The sequence below is a fragment of the Amycolatopsis sp. CA-230715 genome, assembly GCF_018736145.1.
In the GTDB taxonomy this organism is placed as follows: domain Bacteria; phylum Actinomycetota; class Actinomycetes; order Mycobacteriales; family Pseudonocardiaceae; genus Amycolatopsis.
This window is the reverse complement of sequence record NZ_CP059997.1, coordinates 5383598-5401470: the sequence shown is the minus strand read 5'-3', so window position 1 is coordinate 5401470 and position 17873 is coordinate 5383598. Positions and strand designations below refer to the sequence as shown.

19 protein-coding genes are annotated in these 17873 nt (G+C 70.5%); 9 read left to right on the top strand and 10 right to left on the bottom strand.

From position 1 onward, the window contains the following. The first annotated feature begins 72 nt into the window (after positions 1 to 72). On the top strand, positions 73 to 1737 hold the full coding sequence (locus HUW46_RS26090; RefSeq protein WP_215541443.1) for a purine-cytosine permease family protein: 1665 nt from the start codon (positions 73 to 75) through the stop codon (positions 1735 to 1737). On the opposite strand, the gene HUW46_RS26085 is transcribed toward HUW46_RS26090, so the two are convergent. Genes HUW46_RS26085 through HUW46_RS26060 form a run of 6 tightly spaced genes read right to left on the bottom strand, consistent with a single transcriptional unit; the run spans position 1702 to position 6117 of the window. After that, on the bottom strand, positions 1702 to 2436 hold the full coding sequence (locus HUW46_RS26085) for an urease accessory protein UreD (protein WP_215541442.1): 735 nt from the start codon (positions 2434 to 2436) through the stop codon (positions 1702 to 1704). The genes HUW46_RS26090 and HUW46_RS26085 overlap by 36 nt on opposite strands. Beyond that, positions 2433 to 3158: an urease accessory protein UreG gene (gene ureG / locus HUW46_RS26080; protein WP_215541441.1), complete on the bottom strand. Its 726-nt coding sequence runs from the start codon at positions 3156 to 3158 to the stop codon at positions 2433 to 2435. The genes HUW46_RS26085 and ureG overlap by 4 nt, the downstream gene beginning before the upstream one ends. Next, a complete protein-coding gene (locus HUW46_RS26075) occupies positions 3115 to 3801 on the bottom strand; it encodes an urease accessory protein UreF (protein WP_215541440.1) in 687 nt (228 codons plus the stop codon). The genes ureG and HUW46_RS26075 overlap by 44 nt, the downstream gene beginning before the upstream one ends. After that, the gene (locus HUW46_RS26070) at positions 3801 to 5513 is read right to left on the bottom strand and encodes an urease subunit alpha (protein ID WP_215541439.1); all 1713 of its coding nucleotides are present in this window, start codon (positions 5511 to 5513) and stop codon (positions 3801 to 3803) included. The genes HUW46_RS26075 and HUW46_RS26070 overlap by 1 nt, the downstream gene beginning before the upstream one ends. Continuing rightward, on the bottom strand, positions 5510 to 5806 hold the full coding sequence (locus HUW46_RS26065; protein WP_215541438.1) for an urease subunit beta: 297 nt from the start codon (positions 5804 to 5806) through the stop codon (positions 5510 to 5512). The genes HUW46_RS26070 and HUW46_RS26065 overlap by 4 nt, the downstream gene beginning before the upstream one ends. A gap of 8 nt (positions 5807 to 5814) precedes the next feature. After that, entirely contained in the window at positions 5815 to 6117 is a 303-nt protein-coding gene (locus HUW46_RS26060) for an urease subunit gamma (RefSeq protein ID WP_215541437.1), read from the bottom strand. A gap of 381 nt (positions 6118 to 6498) precedes the next feature. On the opposite strand from HUW46_RS26060, the gene HUW46_RS26055 reads away from it, so the two are divergent. Then, the gene (locus tag HUW46_RS26055) at positions 6499 to 7656 is read left to right on the top strand and encodes a citrate synthase 2 (RefSeq protein WP_215541436.1); all 1158 of its coding nucleotides are present in this window, start codon (positions 6499 to 6501) and stop codon (positions 7654 to 7656) included. 76 nt (positions 7657 to 7732) lie between these two features. Then, complete coding sequence (locus tag HUW46_RS26050) at positions 7733 to 8356, top strand: hypothetical protein (RefSeq protein ID WP_215541435.1); 624 nt, start codon at positions 7733 to 7735, stop codon at positions 8354 to 8356. Between the two features lie 239 nt (positions 8357 to 8595). On the opposite strand, the gene HUW46_RS26045 is transcribed toward HUW46_RS26050, so the two are convergent. Genes HUW46_RS26045 through HUW46_RS26030 form a run of 4 tightly spaced genes read right to left on the bottom strand, consistent with a single transcriptional unit; the run spans position 8596 to position 12855 of the window. Beyond that, entirely contained in the window at positions 8596 to 10302 is a 1707-nt protein-coding gene (locus HUW46_RS26045) for an SDR family oxidoreductase (RefSeq protein WP_215550119.1), read from the bottom strand. Between the two features lie 36 nt (positions 10303 to 10338). Next, positions 10339 to 11811 carry an MFS transporter gene (locus HUW46_RS26040; RefSeq protein WP_215541434.1) on the bottom strand — a complete coding sequence of 491 codons (1473 nt, stop codon included), beginning with the start codon at positions 11809 to 11811 and terminating at the stop codon, positions 10339 to 10341. A 49-nt stretch (positions 11812 to 11860) separates the two neighbouring features. Then, positions 11861 to 12061 (bottom strand): tautomerase family protein, encoded by a 201-nt coding sequence (locus HUW46_RS26035; RefSeq protein ID WP_254124922.1) that lies wholly within the window; start codon positions 12059 to 12061, stop codon positions 11861 to 11863. Then, entirely contained in the window at positions 11989 to 12855 is an 867-nt protein-coding gene (locus tag HUW46_RS26030; protein WP_254124920.1) for an alpha/beta fold hydrolase, read from the bottom strand. Before HUW46_RS26030 ends, HUW46_RS26035 begins: the two co-directional genes overlap by 73 nt. Positions 12856 to 12913: 58 nt before the next feature. On the opposite strand from HUW46_RS26030, the gene HUW46_RS26025 reads away from it, so the two are divergent. The 6 genes from HUW46_RS26025 (at position 12914) to HUW46_RS26000 (ending at position 17850) form a co-directional block, all read left to right on the top strand. After that, positions 12914 to 13729: an ArsR/SmtB family transcription factor gene (locus tag HUW46_RS26025; RefSeq protein WP_215541432.1), complete on the top strand. Its 816-nt coding sequence runs from the start codon at positions 12914 to 12916 to the stop codon at positions 13727 to 13729. A gap of 9 nt (positions 13730 to 13738) precedes the next feature. Continuing rightward, a complete protein-coding gene (locus tag HUW46_RS26020) occupies positions 13739 to 14329 on the top strand; it encodes a TetR/AcrR family transcriptional regulator (protein WP_215541431.1) in 591 nt (196 codons plus the stop codon). Between the two features lie 80 nt (positions 14330 to 14409). Further along, the gene (locus tag HUW46_RS26015) at positions 14410 to 15246 is read left to right on the top strand and encodes an ABC transporter ATP-binding protein (protein ID WP_215541430.1); all 837 of its coding nucleotides are present in this window, start codon (positions 14410 to 14412) and stop codon (positions 15244 to 15246) included. After that, complete coding sequence (locus HUW46_RS26010; protein WP_442860857.1) at positions 15243 to 16073, top strand: ABC transporter permease; 831 nt, start codon at positions 15243 to 15245, stop codon at positions 16071 to 16073. Before HUW46_RS26015 ends, HUW46_RS26010 begins: the two co-directional genes overlap by 4 nt. After that, positions 16052 to 17236 (top strand): sensor histidine kinase, encoded by a 1185-nt coding sequence (locus HUW46_RS26005; RefSeq protein WP_254124918.1) that lies wholly within the window; start codon positions 16052 to 16054, stop codon positions 17234 to 17236. Before HUW46_RS26010 ends, HUW46_RS26005 begins: the two co-directional genes overlap by 22 nt. Further along, positions 17233 to 17850, top strand: a complete 618-nt coding sequence (locus HUW46_RS26000) for a response regulator (RefSeq protein ID WP_215541429.1) — start codon at positions 17233 to 17235, stop codon at positions 17848 to 17850. Before HUW46_RS26005 ends, HUW46_RS26000 begins: the two co-directional genes overlap by 4 nt. Positions 17851 to 17873: the final 23 nt, after the last annotated feature.

Here is a 17873-nt window from a genome sequence, read left to right as displayed (position 1 = left end):
GCTTACCTGGGGCCATCCCGTCGCAAAGTTCCGTGCCTAGCGTCGGCCTCCCCTCGTTTCCCGGAGGCAGGTATGACGGTCGCGGATCCCACCACCGTGTCGAAGAAATCACCGAAACGGCGGTATGCGGCACTCGCCGCCAACGAAGATCGCGAGGACTACTCGCTGCGGTTCGCCGCGCATTCGTTCCGGAAGTGGTCACCGCTCGTGGTCGCGACGACCGCGCTCGGCGGAATCGCCTACCTGGCCGATTTCGCCATCGGCGCCAGCATCGTGCTGACCTACGGGTTCTCCTCCGGCGTGCTCGCGATCCTGGCCGCGGCGCTGGTGATCTTCGTGACCGGGATCCCGATCGCGTCGGCGTGCGCGCGCTACGGCGTCGACATGGACCTGCTCACCCGTGGTGCCGGGTTCGGGTACTTCGGCTCGACGCTCACGTCGCTCGTCTACGCCAGCTTCACGGTGATCTTCTTCTCGCTCGAAGGCTCGATCATGGGGCAGGCCTTCGAGCTGGCGATCGGCATCCCGCTGCCGATCGGGTACCTGCTGGCCACGCTGATCGTGCTGCCGTTCGCGCTGTACGGGATGGGCGCGGTGGCGAAGATGCAGACGTGGACGCAGCCGCTGTGGATCGCGGGGCTGGTGCTGCCGTTCGTCGTGGTGGCGATCCGCGAGCCGGGCAGGTTCGGCGACTTCGCGGCGTTCGCGGGGCTCGACGGGCGCGGCTCGACGTTCTCGGCGGTGTCGTTCGGGCTCGGCATGGGCGTGGCGCTCTCGCTCATCGGGCAGATCGGCGAACAGGCCGACTACCTGCGGTTCATGCCGGAGAAGACGCCGGAGAACAAGCGCGTGTGGTGGACCGCCGTGCTCGCGGCGGGCCCCGGCTGGGTGGTGCTGGGCGCGCTCAAGCAGATCGGCGGGGCGCTGCTGGCCTTCCTCGCGGTCGGCGTCGTCGGCGAGACGCACGCGCTCGAACCGATCGCGCCGTACCTCGAAGCCGTGAAACCCGCGCTCGGGCCCGCCGCGCTGACCTTCGCCGCGCTGTTCGTGGTGGTCTCACAGATCAAGATCAACACCACGAACGCCTACTCGGGCTCGCTGTCGTTCGCGAACTTCTTCTCGCGCGTGCTGCACCGCCACCCCGGCCGGGTCTGGTACGTGCTGGTGAACTGCGGGATCGCGCTGGCGCTGATGGAGTTCGGGGCGTTCGCGTTCCTCAACAAGATCCTCGGCTTCTACTCGAACGTGGCGATCGCGTGGATCGGCGCGGTGTGCGCGGATCTGGTGATCGCGAAACCGCTCGGGCTCTCGCCGCGGTACATCGAGTTCAAACGCGCCTACCTGCCCAAGATCAACCCGGTCGGGTTCGGCGCGATGCTGCTCGCCTCGGCCCTGTCGATCACCGCCTACTTCGGCGCCTTCGGGGACCTGCTGGCCGCGTTTAGCCCGCTAACTGCGCTCGTGATCGCGCTCGTGGCGGTCCCGGTGCTCGCTTTTGCCACCAGGGGCCGCTTCTACCTCACCCGCCCCAACACGGTCATCGAGGCCGAGGACCTCCGCGCGACCCACGAGTGCTCGGTGTGCGGCGACGCCTACGAGCTGCCGGACATCGCGGACTGCTCGAAGCAGCAGGGCGCGATCTGCTCGTTGTGCTGCACGCTCGACGCCACCTGCCACGACCAGTGCCAGCAACCCGGCGCGTCACCCGTCGCGCTGGGCATGCCCGCCGTGCGCTGAGGCCAGCTCGCGGGTGGCGGTCACCGCGTCGTTCGCCAGCGCGGTGACCAGCGTGCCGCCCGCGGCCAGCGGCGTCCGCGACCACCACTCGCCGCTCGCGGGCTCGCGCGGCGCGTCGTCGGACAGGAGCAGCTCGGTCGCCAGCACGCGGCGTCCGGCCAGGTAGGCGACGCTCGCGTCGAGCGCGGGGTCGCCGATCCGCAGGGTCTGGCGCAGAACCGGCGTCCCGGCGCGCACCACGTGCTGGCTCGTTTCGAGCAGGCCGGGCCGCTCGCCCGCGCGGCCGAGCACCAGCACCTCCCTCGCCGTGACCCGCGCACCCGGTTCGGCGTCGATCGTGAGCAGCGCGCGGTGCCGGGCCCGCGCGGTGAGCACCGTCGGCTCCGGCAGGTAGTCGAGGCGCCCGCCGCGCTCGACCTCGATCCGCACCGCGGAGCTGCTCGGCTCGCCGCGCGGACCGGGCAAGGCGAGAGTCGCGGCGACACCCGAAAGACGCAGCGTGGCGCCCGCGCGGACACGCACGGTGAGGTCGAGGTCGTCGCCGCCGAGCGGGGCGGTCGCCGAGTTCACCAGGTGCACCACGGCATCCGCACGATTCGACCGGCGGGGCAGCAGGATCAACGGCGCCATCGACGCCAGTTCCCGCAGCACCGTGCGCTCGCCGTCGAACTCCGCGGTGACGCGGGCGACCGCCTTCACAGCAGCGAACGCACCCAGTCCGCGACGGCAGGCGCGTCCGGAGTGTCCACAAGGGACTGGGTGAGCACCGGCAGCTCGCCGCGCATGCGGTGCGCGTCCGAGGTCATCACGCCCATGTCGGCGCCGACGAGATGCGCGATGTCCACCTTGTTGATCACCAGCAGGTCCGCCGTGGTGACCCCGGGCCCGCCCTTGCGCGGCACCTTGTCGCCGCCCGCGACATCGACGACGAAGATCTGGCTGTCCGCGAGGCCGCGGCTGAACACCGCGGTGAGGTTGTCGCCGCCGCTTTCGATGATCACCAGTTCCAGGCCGGGAAACCGCTCTTCCAGCCGCTCGGTCGCGTCCAGGTTCGCGGTGATGTCGTCGCGGATCGCGGTGTGCGGGCAGGCGCCGGTCTGCACGGCCTCGATGCGATCGACGTCGAGCACGCCCTCGTTGCGGAGGAAGTCGGCGTCCTCGGTGGTGTAGATGTCGTTGGTGACCACGGCGAGGTTGAGCTCGTCGCCGAGCGCGCGGCACAACGCGGCGACGAGCGCGGTCTTCCCGCTGCCCACCGGCCCGCCGATCCCGATCCGGTACGCGCGGCCGTTCGACGGCGGCGCGTCGTAGTGGTCCGGCTCGGCTGCCGTCGGATCGAAGTTGACCGGATGCGTGTGGCCGTGTCCGTGACCGTGCTCAGCTGGCAAAGAGACGCACCTCTTCCTTGTGCCGCCTGGCATGCGCCTCGGCGAGCAGATCGAGCGCCGGTGCCCCCGGCGCGGGGAGATCGGGCGGGCGCGCGCCCGCGACGGCGGCCGCCCGATCGGCCACCGCTTCCAGCTCGGGGGAAAGCGCGGCGACGACGGCGTTGACCGCGAACGGGTCGAGCCCCAGCAACCGGACCGCGGCACTCGCCGGGCCGCTGACCGCGAGGTAGGCCACGGTCAGCGCGGCGTCCCTCGGCGAACCGCCCGCGATCCCGGTCAGCGCGCCGACGATCACCGGGTGGTGCGGGCGCGGGGTTTCGGCCAGCAAAGCAGCGAGCACCGGGGACGGCCACGCCACCCGGCCCGCCCGCGCGGTGCCCCTGCCCTGCGCCCGCGAGGCGTCCCGCTGCGCCTGCGACGGTGTGCGCGCGTCGAGTTCGGCGTCCAGCTCCGCCCAATGTCCACTGTAGACACCACGGGCGGCGGCATGCGAGCTTGCCGCCGCGAAAACCGCAGCCAGTTCGCCCGCCGTGCGCAACCGTCCACTGAGGAACGGCGGCAGATCACGCACGTGCGAAACAAGCTTGCGCACCACGGTTTCCTCCAGCCCGCCGGAGTGAACGTGACCGCCGCCGGGGAACCGGGAATCGGCGAGCAGGAGCGAGGAGACCGTCATCAGAACAGGAAATACCGTTGGGCCATCGGCAGTTCCGTCACCGGGCGCGGTTCGATGAGGTCGCCGTCGACGTGCACGGCGAAGCTGTCCGGGTCGACGCGCACCTCTGGGACGGCGTCGTTGAGCACCATGTCGGCCTTCGTGCGCCCGCGCGTGTTCGACACCGTCGCGAGCCGCCGCGTGATCCCGAACCGTTCCGCGATCCCGTCTGCCTCCGGCGCGACGAAGTGGACGCTGCTCGCCGCCGCGACGGCGGGCGCGGCACCGAACATCGGGCGCGCGAGCACCGGCTGCGGCGTCGGGATGGACGCGTTCGCGTCGCCCATCGCCGCCCACGCCGGGAAACCGCCCTTGAGCACCACGTGCGGGCGCACGCCGAAGAACTTCGGCTCCCACAGCACCAGGTCCGCGAGCTTGCCGACCTCGACCGAGCCGATCTCGCGCTCCATGCCGTGCGCGATCGCCGGGTTGATCGTGTACTTGGCGACGTAGCGGCGGGCGCGCAGGTTGTCGGCGGCGCCGTCACCGGGGAGCGAGCCCCGGCGGTCCTTCATCACGTGCGCGGTCTGCCAGGTGCGGATGACCACCTCGCCGATCCGGCCCATCGCCTGGGAATCGGAGCTCATCATCGAAATGGCACCGAGATCGTGCAGGACGTCCTCGGCGGCGATCGTGCTCGGCCGGATCCGGCTCTCGGCGAACGCGAGGTCCTCCGGCACCGACGGGTTGAGGTGGTGGCACACGATGAGCATGTCGAGATGCTCTTCGAGGGTGTTCGCGGTGTGCGGGCGGGTCGGATTCGTCGAGGACGGCAGGAAATTCGGGATCCCGGTGACCGCGATGATGTCCGGCGCGTGCCCACCGCCCGCGCCTTCGGTGTGGTAGGCGTTGATCGACCTGCCGCCGATCGCGTCCACAGTGGACTCCAGGAAGCCCGCCTCGTTCAGCGTGTCGGTGTGGATCGCCACCTGCACACCGGATTCCTCGGCGACGCTCAGGCACGCGTCGATCGCGGCGGGCGTGCTTCCCCAGTCCTCGTGCAGCTTGAACCCGCCGGCGCCCGCCGCGAGCTGCTCGCGCAGCGCGTCGTGGCGGACCGTGTTTCCCTTGCCCAGCAAGAGAACGTTGACCGGCTGGCCGTCCATCGCGACGAGCATCCTGGCCAGGTTCCACGCGCCGGGCGTGACGGTGGTGGCCTTCGTGCCCTCCGCCGGGCCGGTGCCGCCGCCGACCATCGTGGTGATGCCCGCGGCGAGCGCGGTGTCGACGAGCTGCGGGCAGATGAAGTGCACGTGGCAGTCGATCCCGCCCGCGGTGAGGATCTTCCCGTTGCCCGCCAGCACTTCCGTGGACGGGCCGATGACGAGCGCGGGGTGGACACCGTCCATGGTGTCCGGGTTGCCCGCCTTGCCGATCGCGGTGATCCGCCCGTCGCGCACACCGACGTCGGCCTTCACCACGCCCCAGTGGTCGAGAATCACCGCACCGGTGATGACCAGGTCGGGCGCGCCCTCGGCGCGGGTCGCCATGCCCTGGCCCATCGATTCGCGGATGACCTTGCCGCCGCCGAAGAGCACCTCGTCACCGGCGGCGTGCCCGCGGCTGCGGTCCTCGGTGACCTCGATCAGCAGGTTCGTGTCGGCGAGCCGGATGCGGTCGCCGGTCGTCGGACCGAACAGCTCGGCGTAGCGCTCGCGGTCTATCTCGGTCACGACTTCCCCCGCTGCAGGCCGGGGACGACCTGGCGGCCGGCGAGCGGCACCAGCACCACCTCCCGGTCGACACCGGGTTCGAACCGCACCGACGTCCCGGCTGGCACGTCGAGGCGGTGCCCCTTCGCGGCCTGCCGGTCGAATTCGAGTGCCGCGTTGACTTCCGCGAAGTGGAAGTGCGAGCCGACCTGGACGGGGCGGTCGCCGGTGTTGGTCACCGCCAGCGTCGTCCTCGGCCTGCCCGGGTTGAGCGCCACCGGCTCCTCGCCGGTCAGGATCTCGCCTGGTCGCACCGGTACTCCTAGACGATCGGATCGTGCACGGTGACGAGTTTGGTCCCGTCCGGGAAGGTCGCCTCGACCTGCACGGAGTCGACCATTTCGGCGACCCCGCCGAGCACCTGCGCCCTGGACAGCACGGTCCGTCCGCTGACGACCAGTTCGGCGACCGTCCGCCCGTCGCGGGCGCCTTCGAGGACGTGGTCGGTGATGAGCGCGACCGCCTCGGGGTGGTTCAGCAGGACGCCGCGCTCCAGTCTGCGGCGCGCGACGTCCGCGGCCACGTGGACGAGGAGCTTGTCCCGTTCCTGCGGGCTCAGGTGCATGGAGAAGGTCTATCACCGGATCGGCCGATGCGCGCGAGCACGAAACACAGGATTTACCGAGGAGGCCGAAAGCCCCCGGAGGAAGGCGGCCTGAGCTGCGTAGTCGCTACTTTCGGCCGGTTCGGTATCTACCGGCGCTGTCCTTGCCCGTGGGCACGGGGTGTCGCCACCGCTGTCACGTCCCGTTGCGGAAGATTTGCCGTCGTTCACGTACCTGCACTGAATCGTTCTCGTAATCGTGACCGAAACCACCGCATCTTTCGATTGCTACTGGCCGGTGAGAGGGGCAAGGTTTGTCCATCCCGTGCGATGGTGCGCGCCCTGTGCGTCGCCCGCGCGTAGGTCAAGCAGTCGGGGAACGCGCATCGAAAGGTCTTATCTGTGACTACCTCAGCGCCCGTATCGAAGCCCGTGTCGACGTCGGCCGAAGAACCGGACGACGGTTTCCGCCCCGGGCTGGAAGGCATCGTCGCCTTCCGCACCGAAATCGCCGAACCGGACCGCGACGGCGGCGCACTGCGCTACCGCGGGGTCGACATCGAGGACCTCGCGGGCAAGGTCGGCTTCGGTGACGTGTGGGGCCTGCTGGTCGACGGCAAGTTCGGCACCCCGCTGCCGCCAGCCGAGGCGTTCCCGATCCCCGTCCACACCGGTGACGTGCGGGTCGACGTGCAGGCCGCGCTCGCCATGCTCGCCCCGATCTGGGGCTACCGCCCGCTGCTCGACGTCACCGACGACGAGGCGCGCGAGCAGCTCGCCCGCGCGTCCGTGATGGCGCTGTCCTACGTCGCCCAGTCCGCGCGCGGCATCGGGCAGCCCGCCGTCCCGCAGTCGAGGGTCGACGAAGCGGCCTCGATCAGCGAGCGGTTCATGGTCCGCTGGCGCGGCGAGCCGGACCCCGCGCACGTCAAGGCCGTCGACGCCTACTGGGTCTCGGCCGCCGAGCACGGCCTCAACGCGTCGACCTTCACCGCGCGCGTGATCGCGTCGACCGGTGCCGACGTCGCCGCTTCGCTGTCCGGCGCGATCGGCGCGATGTCCGGCCCGCTGCACGGCGGCGCGCCCGCGCGCGTGCTGCCGATGATCGCCGAGGTCGAGCGCACCGACGACCCGCGGGGCCTGGTCAAGGGCATCCTGGACCGCAAGGAGCGCCTGATGGGCTTCGGGCACCGCGTGTACCGCGCGGAGGACCCGCGTGCGCGCGTGCTGCGCCGCACCTGCAAGGAGCTGGGCGCCGAGCGGTACGAGGTCGCCGCCGCGCTGGAGCAGGCCGCGCTGGCCGAACTCCGCGAGCGCCGCCCCGACCACCCGATCGAGACGAACGTCGAGTTCTGGGCCGCGGTGATCCTGGACTTCGCGCAGGTGCCGCCGCACATGATGCCCGCGATGTTCTCGTCGGCGCGCACGGCGGGCTGGGCGGCGCACATCCTCGAGCAGAAGCGCACGGGCCGTCTGGTGCGGCCGTCGGCGAAGTACGTCGGCCCCGGCCCGCGGCGTCCCGAAGACGTCGAAGGCTGGAGCGAAATCCCCAAGGCCTGAACCGCTTTTCGCCTTCGGGTGGCGTCTTCCGGCCAACGGCGGGAGGGGTCCCGGTGACCGGTGTTAGAAATCCGGCATGCGCACCTTCGCCGCGCTCGTCATCGGGACCCTCGCGTTCGTGTCCGTAACCGCGTGCACGATCCGCACCACGTCCATGCCCGAATCACCGCCACCACCGCCGCCGTCGAGTTCGTCACCGGCCCCGACGCCGCCCAAGCCGCCCCAGACCGGTGCCGCCGACGTCCGGTCGAACAGCACGCCGAAGGCGGGTGACTGCATCGGCAACGACGACCGGTCGGTGTGGGTGCTCGCCTGCGCCAACCGCGGGGCGGTGGAGCGGGTGACCAAGCAGGTCGGCCACGGCCGGTCCGACGACTGCATCACCGACGACTACACCGGTTTCGACTTCGAGGACAAGAGCAAGCCGAGCCTGTGCCTGATGCTGCACGGCGACGAAGGCGACTGCTACACCGCGATCGACCAGCGGGTGGCCACCGGGTCGCGTGTGGACTGTGCCGACCCGAAGGCCAAGGTGCGCCTGAAGAAGATCGTCGACGGCGACGGCCGCGACTGGTGCCGCGACTTCGCGGCGGGCGATCCGAACGCGGCGGCCCTGTTCTACGGCAAGGCCCCCGATTTCGGCGGTGCGCCGGGCGCCGTCCACGACGTCACCTACTGCCTCGGCTCACCCAAGGGGTGAGGTCCCCGAAGGCCACCTTCGGGGACTCTAGCGCCACTTTCTCGGCCCTCGCGGGTGTGCGGGCGGGGCTGCCCATGCCCCGAAGGTGGCCTTCGGGGCGCTCAATTCCCCGAAAGCCACCTTCAGGGCACCAGGCAGATCCGCCGAGACAGCAGAAGCCCTTACCCGAGCGAAGTTCGCGTCGTCGCGAGTAGCTGAAGACCACCTTTGATATCTACCGGGGCATCGTCAGCCCTGCCTCAAGGCGTGACGTTCAGGCGGGCGGCGGCGCGCACCACGCCCGGGGTCAGCCGCGAAAGCACCAACGCCGCCTTGGCTTCCGGGGTCGAGGGGGCCACCGCCGTGTTCCGTTCCACCGCGGCCAGCAGGTCCCGTGCCACGCCCTCGGGCCCGAAGTTCCGGCGCGCGTAGAGCTTCGTGCTCTTCCGCTGCCGCCTCGCCTGTTCCTTCGCGTCGACGCCGACGAACCTCGTGGTGCTCGTGATGTTCGTGCGCACGATCCCCGGGCACACCGCCGTCACGCCGATGCGGTGCTCGGCCAGCTCGGCGCGCAGGCATTCGCTGAGCATCAGCACGCCGGATTTCGTGGTGGCGTAGGCGGACATGAACTTCGACGGCTGGTAGGCCGCGGCCGACGCGAGGTTCACGATGTGCCCGCCCTCGCCCCGTTCGACGAGCTGGCGCGCGAACGCGCGGCAACCGTGGATGACGCCCCACAGGTTGATGTCGATGACGCGTTCCCAGTCCTCGACACCGGTGTCCAGGAACGGCCCGGCCATCCCGATCCCGGCGTTGTTCACCACGATGTCGGGAACCCCGTGCGCGGCGCGAAGCTGCTTCGCGAACGCCTCGACGTCTTCGCCGCACGAAGAGTCCACAATGTACTTTTCGGCCAGCGCACCCTTGCCGCGCAAGGAATCCGCGGTTTCCTTGAGGCCCGCTTCGTTGATGTCGGTGATCGCCAGCTCGGCGCCCTCGGCAGCGAAGGCGAGCGCGGTGGCGCGACCGATCCCGCTGCCCGCCCCGGTCACCACGACGAGTTGGTCGGCGAACCGCCCGCGCGGCGCGCTCGTCACGCGCGCACGCCGCAGACCGCGCGCTTCCGGCCCGCCTTCGACGTGGTCGATCAGCTCGCCAGCCACGCGCGCCACCATCGCCGGGTTGCTGCGCGTGATCCAGTGGCTTCCGGTGACGCGCCGCACCCGCAGGTCCGGCACCCAGCGCCCGATCTCGGTCTGCAACGGCGTGCCGACGAACCCGTCCCCCGCCGGGGCCACCACCTGAACCGGGATGTCGGCGGGTTTCTTCGCGGGCCTGGTCAACCGAGGCAGCATGTTCGCGCGGTACAGCTTGAGCCCGTGCACGCCGTCCGCGGTCTCCGGCGCCTTCTCGGCGGGCTCCATCCGCGCGATGATCCTGCGCATCAACCCCGTGCGCCACACCAGTTCGGGCAGCAGCGGGAGCTGGAAGTACGCGATGTACCCCGAGTGCAGGAACTGCGTCAGCGCGTTCTTGAGGCGACGCGGGTTCGGCCGGAGCTGCGCGCGGAACCAGTGCCCGGCGTGATCGAGGCTCGGCCCCGAAATGGACGTGTATGAAGCGATGCGGCCGCGCAGCCCGTCACCGGTCACCGCGTGCCAGGTCTGGATGGCGCCCCAGTCGTGCGCGAGCAGGTGCACCTTCCCGGTCGGCGCGACCTCGTCGATCACCGCGGCCAGATCGGCGGCAAGCTGGTCAAGCCGGTACGCGGACCGCTTCTTCGGCTTGTCCGAGGCGCCCGCGCCGCGCACGTCGTAGACCACGACGCGGTAGCGCTCGCCGAACTCGGCGACCACCCCGTCCCACATGGACCCGTTGTCGGGATAGCCGTGCACGCAGACGACCGTCGGCGCCTGCTCGGGACCCGTAACACGGACCGCGAGGCGCACGCCGTCGCTGGCCGTCACCTGCAGCTGAGACACACCACCATATTAGACAGGTTGTCAATAAGATCGTTTCACGCGCTTGACCAGCAGCGCGCCCCAGGTCCACGCGGTGTCGATGACGAAGACGAAGCACCAGATCCGGCTGACGTCCATCGGCCACCGCCCGCTGGAGTTCCAGATCCAGTTCGCGTCGTGCGCTTCGCCGAAGAGCAGTTCGACCGGCCAGCAGTACCCGAACGCCGCGAGCACCCCTTGCCCGAGCAGGAACAGCGCCGCGTGGATGCCCCAGTTCCGGAGCGGGTGCTTCTCCTCGGCCTTCGGCGCTTCGGACTCGGGCTCCGGCTCGGGCTCCGGCTCCTTTTCCACGACCGGCGGCGGCGCCGGGAACTCCTCGACCCCGACCCGCCGCACCGCGCCCCGCACCACCAGCGACCCGGCGAGCAGCAGCACCGCGGCGCCGACGCAGGCCCAGCGCCACCGCCCGTCCGGGTCGTAGAGCTGACCGGCGGCGAACGTGCCGATCGTGGCGCCGAGCAGCGTCGCGCTCTCGTAGATGCCCATCCCCTTGCCGAGGCTGACCCCCGCCGCCTCGGCCACGACGGCCTGTTCCACCGGGATCGCCGCGGCGAACGCGGCCGCCGAAAGGATCCACAGCACCGCGATCACCACCGGGCCCGGCGCGAACGACAGCGCGCCCGCGAACAGCGCGCTGCCGATCATCGCCAGCGCCAGCACCCGCGTGCGCCCGAGCCGCCCCACCACGCCGTGCAGGTAGTCCGGCAGCGTGCTGTACACCATGAATCCGGGGATGAACACCCACGCGATCTCGGACAGCTGCAGGTGATGCCCGCGCTGTAGGTGCATCAGCAGCAGGAGCGCCACGCCTGCCTCGGCCATCGACGTCAGCACCACGAGCCCGAGCATCGGGCGCATGCGCCTGCCGAGCTGCCCGAACCTCGGAGCGTCCACATCGGACTTTACGACGGCTCGGCCACCTTCGAGCATCGTGGCGGCGGCAAGCCCGCACGCGGCAGCGCCGAGCCAGAAAACCCCTCGGTAGTCTATTTTGGACACCAGTCCGATACCGGCGACGAACGCGATCCAGGTGCCAGCGCCCTCGGCGGCGAAGAGCTTGCTGAACGCGCCGCTGTCGTCGGCGAGCCCCTCCCCGACCCGCGCGCGCAACGCGACCCAGAACAGCGCGCCACCCGCACCGCCCAGAACCGCCGCGCCGTAGGCGAAACCGATCGACGGCGTTGCCGCGTACCCGGCGAAGGAAAGTCCATAGAGGACAGCACCGAAGGCCGCGATCCGCCCGCGGTCGTACCGATCGGCCAGCGCGCCCGCGATCGGCCGCACCAGGAACGACACCAGCGTCTCCAGCGCGGTGAGCGCGCCGATCGCGGCGGGTGACGCGCCGAGCCCGGCGCCCGCCCACAGCGGCAGGAAGAAGTCGAGCACCTCCACCGGCCCGCGCGTGAGCGCCGCCGCGAGCTGATTCCTCGAACTCGTCCGTTGGTCGACCGCCATGATTCCCCCCTTTTTCGAGATACGACTGTATCCTATAAGGGGGTACTCGTCACGGGGTGGCGGATCCCGAGAGCTTGCCGCCGACGGCCCAGTTCTCGGCGGGCACTTCGTCGATGACCACCCATACGCCGGTTCGCGGCTGGCCGGGATTCCCGCAGGTTTCCAGGAAGACGTCGGTCAGGCGTTCCGCGAGCGCGGCCTTCTGCTCCGGTGTGCGGCCGGGGAACATCTTGACGGTGATGAGCGGCATGCTCGCTCCCTTTCTTCCTCGACGCGGTCGAGCCATTCGTCGACCAGGGTCTCGAACAGGACGGCCTGTTCGAACTGCAGATTGTGCCCGGCCCGGTCGAGCACCGCGTAGGACGCGCGCGGGTAGTGACCGAGCAGCGCGTACTGCTCGGCATACCCGGTCGACGAGTCCTGCCTTCCGGTGAGGACGAGCACGGGACGTTCATACGGCGCACCGGTTTCCGGCGGCACGGCGAGTGCCCAGTTTTCGCGGACCGACGCGAGCGCGGCACGGTCGGCGATCGCCTGCCCGGACGCGACCTCGGCGCGGAACCGGGCCAGCGTCGCCGCCGACTGCACCACCGCCACGTCGGTGAACGCGGGCTCCAGCGCGGCGACCAGCGCCGGGTCCCGCCGCAGCACGGCGCGGGGCGGAACGGTGCGCCGCGCGGGTTCCAGCTCGGTGCCCATCGGGCAGAGCAACGCCATGCCCAGTACCTGATCCGGCCGCTGCCGCACCAGTTCGCGGGCGAGGTACCCGCCGTAGGACTGGCCGATGAGCAGGAACCTCGCCGAGCCGAGCCGCGCGTCGACGAACGCGGACACGGCGGCGACCATCCCGGCTGAGTCGCGCACCGATCCGCACGGCGACCCGCCCATCCCCGGCAAGTCAGGGTAGAGCCGCCGGTACCCGGACCTGGCGGCGAACACCGGTTCCAGGCAGCCGGTCAGCAGGCGGTGATCCGCCAGCCAGCCGTGGAGCCCGAGCACCGGGACACCGGCGCCGAACTCCTTGAAGGCCAAGGCATCGCTCATGTCCCGCAGTATTCCGGCGCTGCTCGCGAACGCCGACGTTTTACGCTTGACTTAAGCGATGGCCGTCCGTTTCGCCGTGTCGCCGCTGTGGGAGACCGTGGCCGCGCTGCGCCTGCTGGCTTCCCCCGGCCGTTCGCCGGTCCACCATCGCTGGGCGTCGTGGGCCGAGCCGCGGTTGGCCGATCTGACGCTGCCGGTGGTGCCCGAATCCGCCGTCCCCGTGCCAGCGACGCGCACGGTCGCCTTCCGCGACGAGATCACCGGCCTGGAGTCCACTGAGGACGGACTGGCGGACCGGCTGATCGCGGTGCACGACGCGATCATCGCGCCCGTGTGGCCCCAGCTCGAAGGGGTGCTCCAGGGCGATATCGAGCGGCGAGGTCAGCGCCTCGTCGAATCGGGTTCCCCCGCCGTGCTCGACGAACTCCACCCGGACGTGCTCTCGCACCGCAACCGCGATCTCCAGGTCGGCGAAGCCCGGGTCCACGTCGGACGGCGCGATCTGGTGCTCATCCCTTCGGTGTTCGTGTGGCCCGACGCGCGGCTGCGCGACGGCCCCGCCCGGCTCGCGCTCTGCTACCCGGCGCACGGGTTCGGCGCGCTGTGGGACCGTCCGAACACGACAGCGAAACCGGCTTTGGCGAAGCTGCTCGGCGCCACCCGCGCGAACCTCCTGTTCGAACTGGACCGGCCCAGCACGGTCTCGGAGCTGGCGGCCCGGTTGTCGGTGTCCGCCGCCGCGGTGTCCCAGCACCTTGCCGTGCTGCGCGGGGCGGGATTCGTGGTCAGCCGCAGACAGGGCCGCGAAGTGGTGTCCCTGCGGACCGGGCTCGGCCTCGCCGTCACCCAGGGCGGTCAGCCGCACTCCGCCTAGGATGGGAACGTGCCGAAGATCGTCGACAAGGCCGAGCGCCGCCGTGAGATCGCGGAAGCGCTGCTGCGGCTCGTCGCACGCGAAGGCATCGAGGCGGTCAGCGTGCGCACGGTCGCGGCCGAGGCGGGTCTTTCCGCGGGCGCGGTCCAAAAGTACTTCTCCACCAAGGAAGAGCTGTACTACTTCGCGCTCGACCTGACCGGTGACTACCTGGAGAACCGATGGTCCGAAGTGGACTACGGCGGTGATCTGCTCGCCGTGCTGCACCGGCTGATCATCGCCGCCATGCCGCTCGACGACCAGGTGCGCGCCGAGGTGATCGTGATCCTCGCCTTCACCGCGCGCGCCGCCGTCACGCCGCCGTGGAACGACTACCTCCGCGAGGGCTACCGCGACCTGCACGCGATGACGGTCAGGTTCCTCGAGCGCTCGCAGGAACAGGGCGACATCCGCGACGACCTCGGCGCGGACCAGCTCGCCGACATCGTGCTCGCGCTTTCCGAGGGTTTCGCGAACCGCATGCTCATCGACGTCGAATCCCAGCCGCGCCTGCTCGAATCGCTCGACCTGGCGCTGCGGGAACTGCTCGCGCCGCGCTGAGCCGTCCACCGATCGGTGGACAACCGGATTCCACTTCGCGGTCGTCCCGCGGACCCCGGTCCCGGCGCGACGCTCTACGCATGACAGCAGTGAAGGTGCGCGGACTGCGCAAGGAGTACGCCGGGCACGTCGCGGTCGACGGCATCGACCTCGACATCGACCACGGCGAAGTGCTGGCGCTGCTCGGGCCGAACGGCGCGGGCAAGACCACCACGACCGAAATACTGGAAGGCCACCGCAGGCGGACCTCGGGCGAGGCGCGTGTGCTCGGCGAGGATCCCGGCTCCGCGGGACGGGCATGGCGCGCGAAGCTCGGCATCGTGCTCCAGTCCTCTGAGGATGTCGACTCGCTCACGGTCACCGAAACCGTGCGGCATTTCGCGGGCTACTACCCGGATCCGCGCGATCCCGAAGAAGTCATCGAGCTGGTCGGGCTCACCGCGAAGGCTGGCGCGAAAGTACGCGCCCTGTCCGGCGGACAACGGCGCCGGGTCGACGTGGCGCTCGGCATCATCGGCAGGCCCGAACTGCTCTTCCTCGACGAGCCGACCACCGGCTTCGACCCCGAGGCGCGGCGCCAGTTCTGGGCGCTGATCGGCTCGCTCGCCGACGAGGGCACCACGATCCTGCTCACCACCCACTACCTCGACGAAGCCGAAGCGCTGGCCGACCGCGTCGCCGTGATCGCGGGCGGCTCGATCGTCGCCGAGGGCACTCCCGCCACGCTGGGCGGCCGCGCGGGCGCCGAAGCCACCGTCCGGTGGACCGACGCGCGCGGCCCGCAGGCCGTCCGCACCACGACACCGACCCGCCTGGTCCGCGAGCTGACCGCTGGGGGTGGCGAGCTCGCGGACCTCACCATCACCCGCCCCAGCCTCGAAGACGTCTACCTCGGCCTGATCGGAGAAAACCGGTGACCACGATCGCCCCGCCCACCGCCGCGGCTTTGCCCGGCACGCTTCGCCTCGGACTCGCGAGGGGCCGTGTCGAACTCGCCCAGTTCTTCCGCCAGAAGGAACACGTGGCGTTCACCTTCGCGCTGCCCGCGTTCCTGATGGTCCTGCTCGGTTCGATCTTCAAAGGCACCTACGACGGCACCGGCGTCACCGCGAGCCAGGTGCTCGCCGCGGGCATGATCGGCGCGGGCATCATTTCGACCTCGTTCAACTCGATGGGCATCGGCGTGGTCGTCGACCGGGAGAACGGCGCGCTGAAGCGCTTGCGCGGCACGCCGATCCCGGTCGCGGCGTACTTCATCGGCAAGGTCGTGCAGGTCGCCGTGGCGAGCATCGCCGAAGCGGTGCTCATGCTCGTCGTCGCGATCACCGCGTTCGGCCTGAAGCTGCCGAGCGACGCCGCGAGCTGGCTGACGTTCTCCTGGGTCTTCGTGCTCGGCACGTTCGCGTGCGCGCTGGTCGGGATCGCGCTGAGCGCCGTCGCACGGTCCGTCAACGCGGCGACGGCGGTGATGAACCTGGTGTTCATCGGGCTCCAGTTCATCTCCGGCGTGTTCGTCACGCCGATCACCACGCTGCCGAAGGTTATGGTCGACATCGCTTCGTTCTTCCCGGTGAAGTGGATCTGCCAGGGCTTCCGCTCGGTGTTCCTGCCGGCGGAGATGTCCGGATACGAGATGGCGGGATCATGGGAACTCGGCACGGTGGCGCTGGTGCTCGGCGCCTGGTGCGCCGCGGGGCTGGCGCTGTGCGCGCTGACCTTCCGGTGGACGAACCGCGAGCGATGACCGAGGCCACCAGCCGCTGGTTCTGGTTGTGGGACGCGTTCTTCGTGGTCGCCTACGCGGCGACCACGGTGGTCCTGTCCACCGAAACCACCGGCACCCCGGCGGGCGCCACGTACTGGAGCCTGGCGCTCGTCGCGGTCACCGCGCTGGCCTACCTCGCGCTCGGCAGGCGGATCGCGCGCAAGGAAACCGGCGGCCCGCTGCGCGTGGTGTTCGCGGTGGTGGTCGTCGTCGCCTGCGTCACGGCGATCATGCTGCGGCCGTCGGCAGGGTTCGCGCTGTTCGCGACCGGTTCGATGTTGTTCTTGACGGTGCCGGTCCGGATCGCGGTGACCGCGACCGTGCTCATGGCCGCGGTCCCGCCGCTGTCGGTCATCGTGAACTTCGGCATCGAGACGGACCCGAACCTCGGTGTGCTGATCCCGTTCACCGGGCTGATGGTGCTGTTCGCCGCGTTCGTCGGGCCGTGGATCGACCGGGTGGTCAACCAGAGCAAGGAGCGCGCCCAGCTGATCGAGCAGCTCGAAGCGAGCCAGGCGGAGGTCTCGCGGCTGTCCCGCGAAGCGGGCACGGCGGCCGAACGCGAGCGGCTCGCGAGGGAAATCCACGACACGCTCGCGCAGGGCTTCACCAGCATCGTGACGCTCGCGCAGGCCATCGAGTCCGAAATGGACACGAACCCCGATACGGCGAAGCGGCATCTCGCACTGGCGGCGCGCACCGCGCGGGACAACCTCGCGGAAGCGCGGGCGATGGTCGCCGAGCTGACCCCCGCCGCGCTCGGATCGTCCACTTTGGAGGATGCGGTGCACCGCGAGGCGGCACGGCTCGGCGAGTCCGGAATGGACGTCACCTGCGAGATCGACGAGCTGCCGAAGTTGCCGACCGCGACCGAGGTGGTGCTCCTCCGGGGCGCGCAAGAAGCGCTGACCAACGTGCGCAAGCATTCCGGAGCTTCCGCGGTGGCGATCCGGCTCCGCGCGGCGAACGGCTCGATCCGGCTCACCGTGCGCGACGACGGCGCGGGGTTCGACGCGTCGTCAGGCCATACCGGCTACGGCCTGGACGGGATGCGGGCGCGCGCCAGCGAAGCGGGCGGTTCGCTTACCATCCACAGTGGACCAGAGGACGGGACGACGGTGGAGCTGGAGGTGCCGGTGTGATCACGATCCTGCTCGTCGACGACCATCCCGTCGTCCGCGAGGGCCTGCGCGGGATGCTGGAGGCCGAAGAAGACCTCACCGTCGTCGGCGAAGCGAACAGCGGCGGCGAAGGCGTGGTGATGAGCGCCGCGAAGGAACCCGACGTGGTGCTGATGGATCTGCGCATGCCCGGCCTCGACGGTGTGGAAGCCACGAAGCGGATCCTCGCGGACTCTCCGGCGCGGCGGGTCGTCGTGCTCACCACGTACGAAACGGACACCGACATCCTGCGCGCAGTCGAAGCGGGCGCGGCCGGTTACCTGCTGAAGGACGCCTCGCGCGCCGAGCTGGCGAACGCGATCCGCGCGGCGGCACGCGGCGAAACCGTGCTGGCACCGTCCGTGGCCGGGAAGCTCGTGCGCCGCGTGCGGCAACCGGCCGCCCCGGCGCTTTCGGCGCGCGAGGTCGAAGTGCTCAAACTGGTGGCGAAGGGCGGCACGAACGCCGACATCGGCCGCGAACTGCACATCAGCGAAGCCACCGTGAAGACCCATCTACTGCGCGTGTTCGGCAAACTCGACGTGTCCGACCGGACCGCCGCCGTGACCACCGCCATGCGCCACGGCCTCCTCTGACTCGCTCGCGATGCCCCGATAGC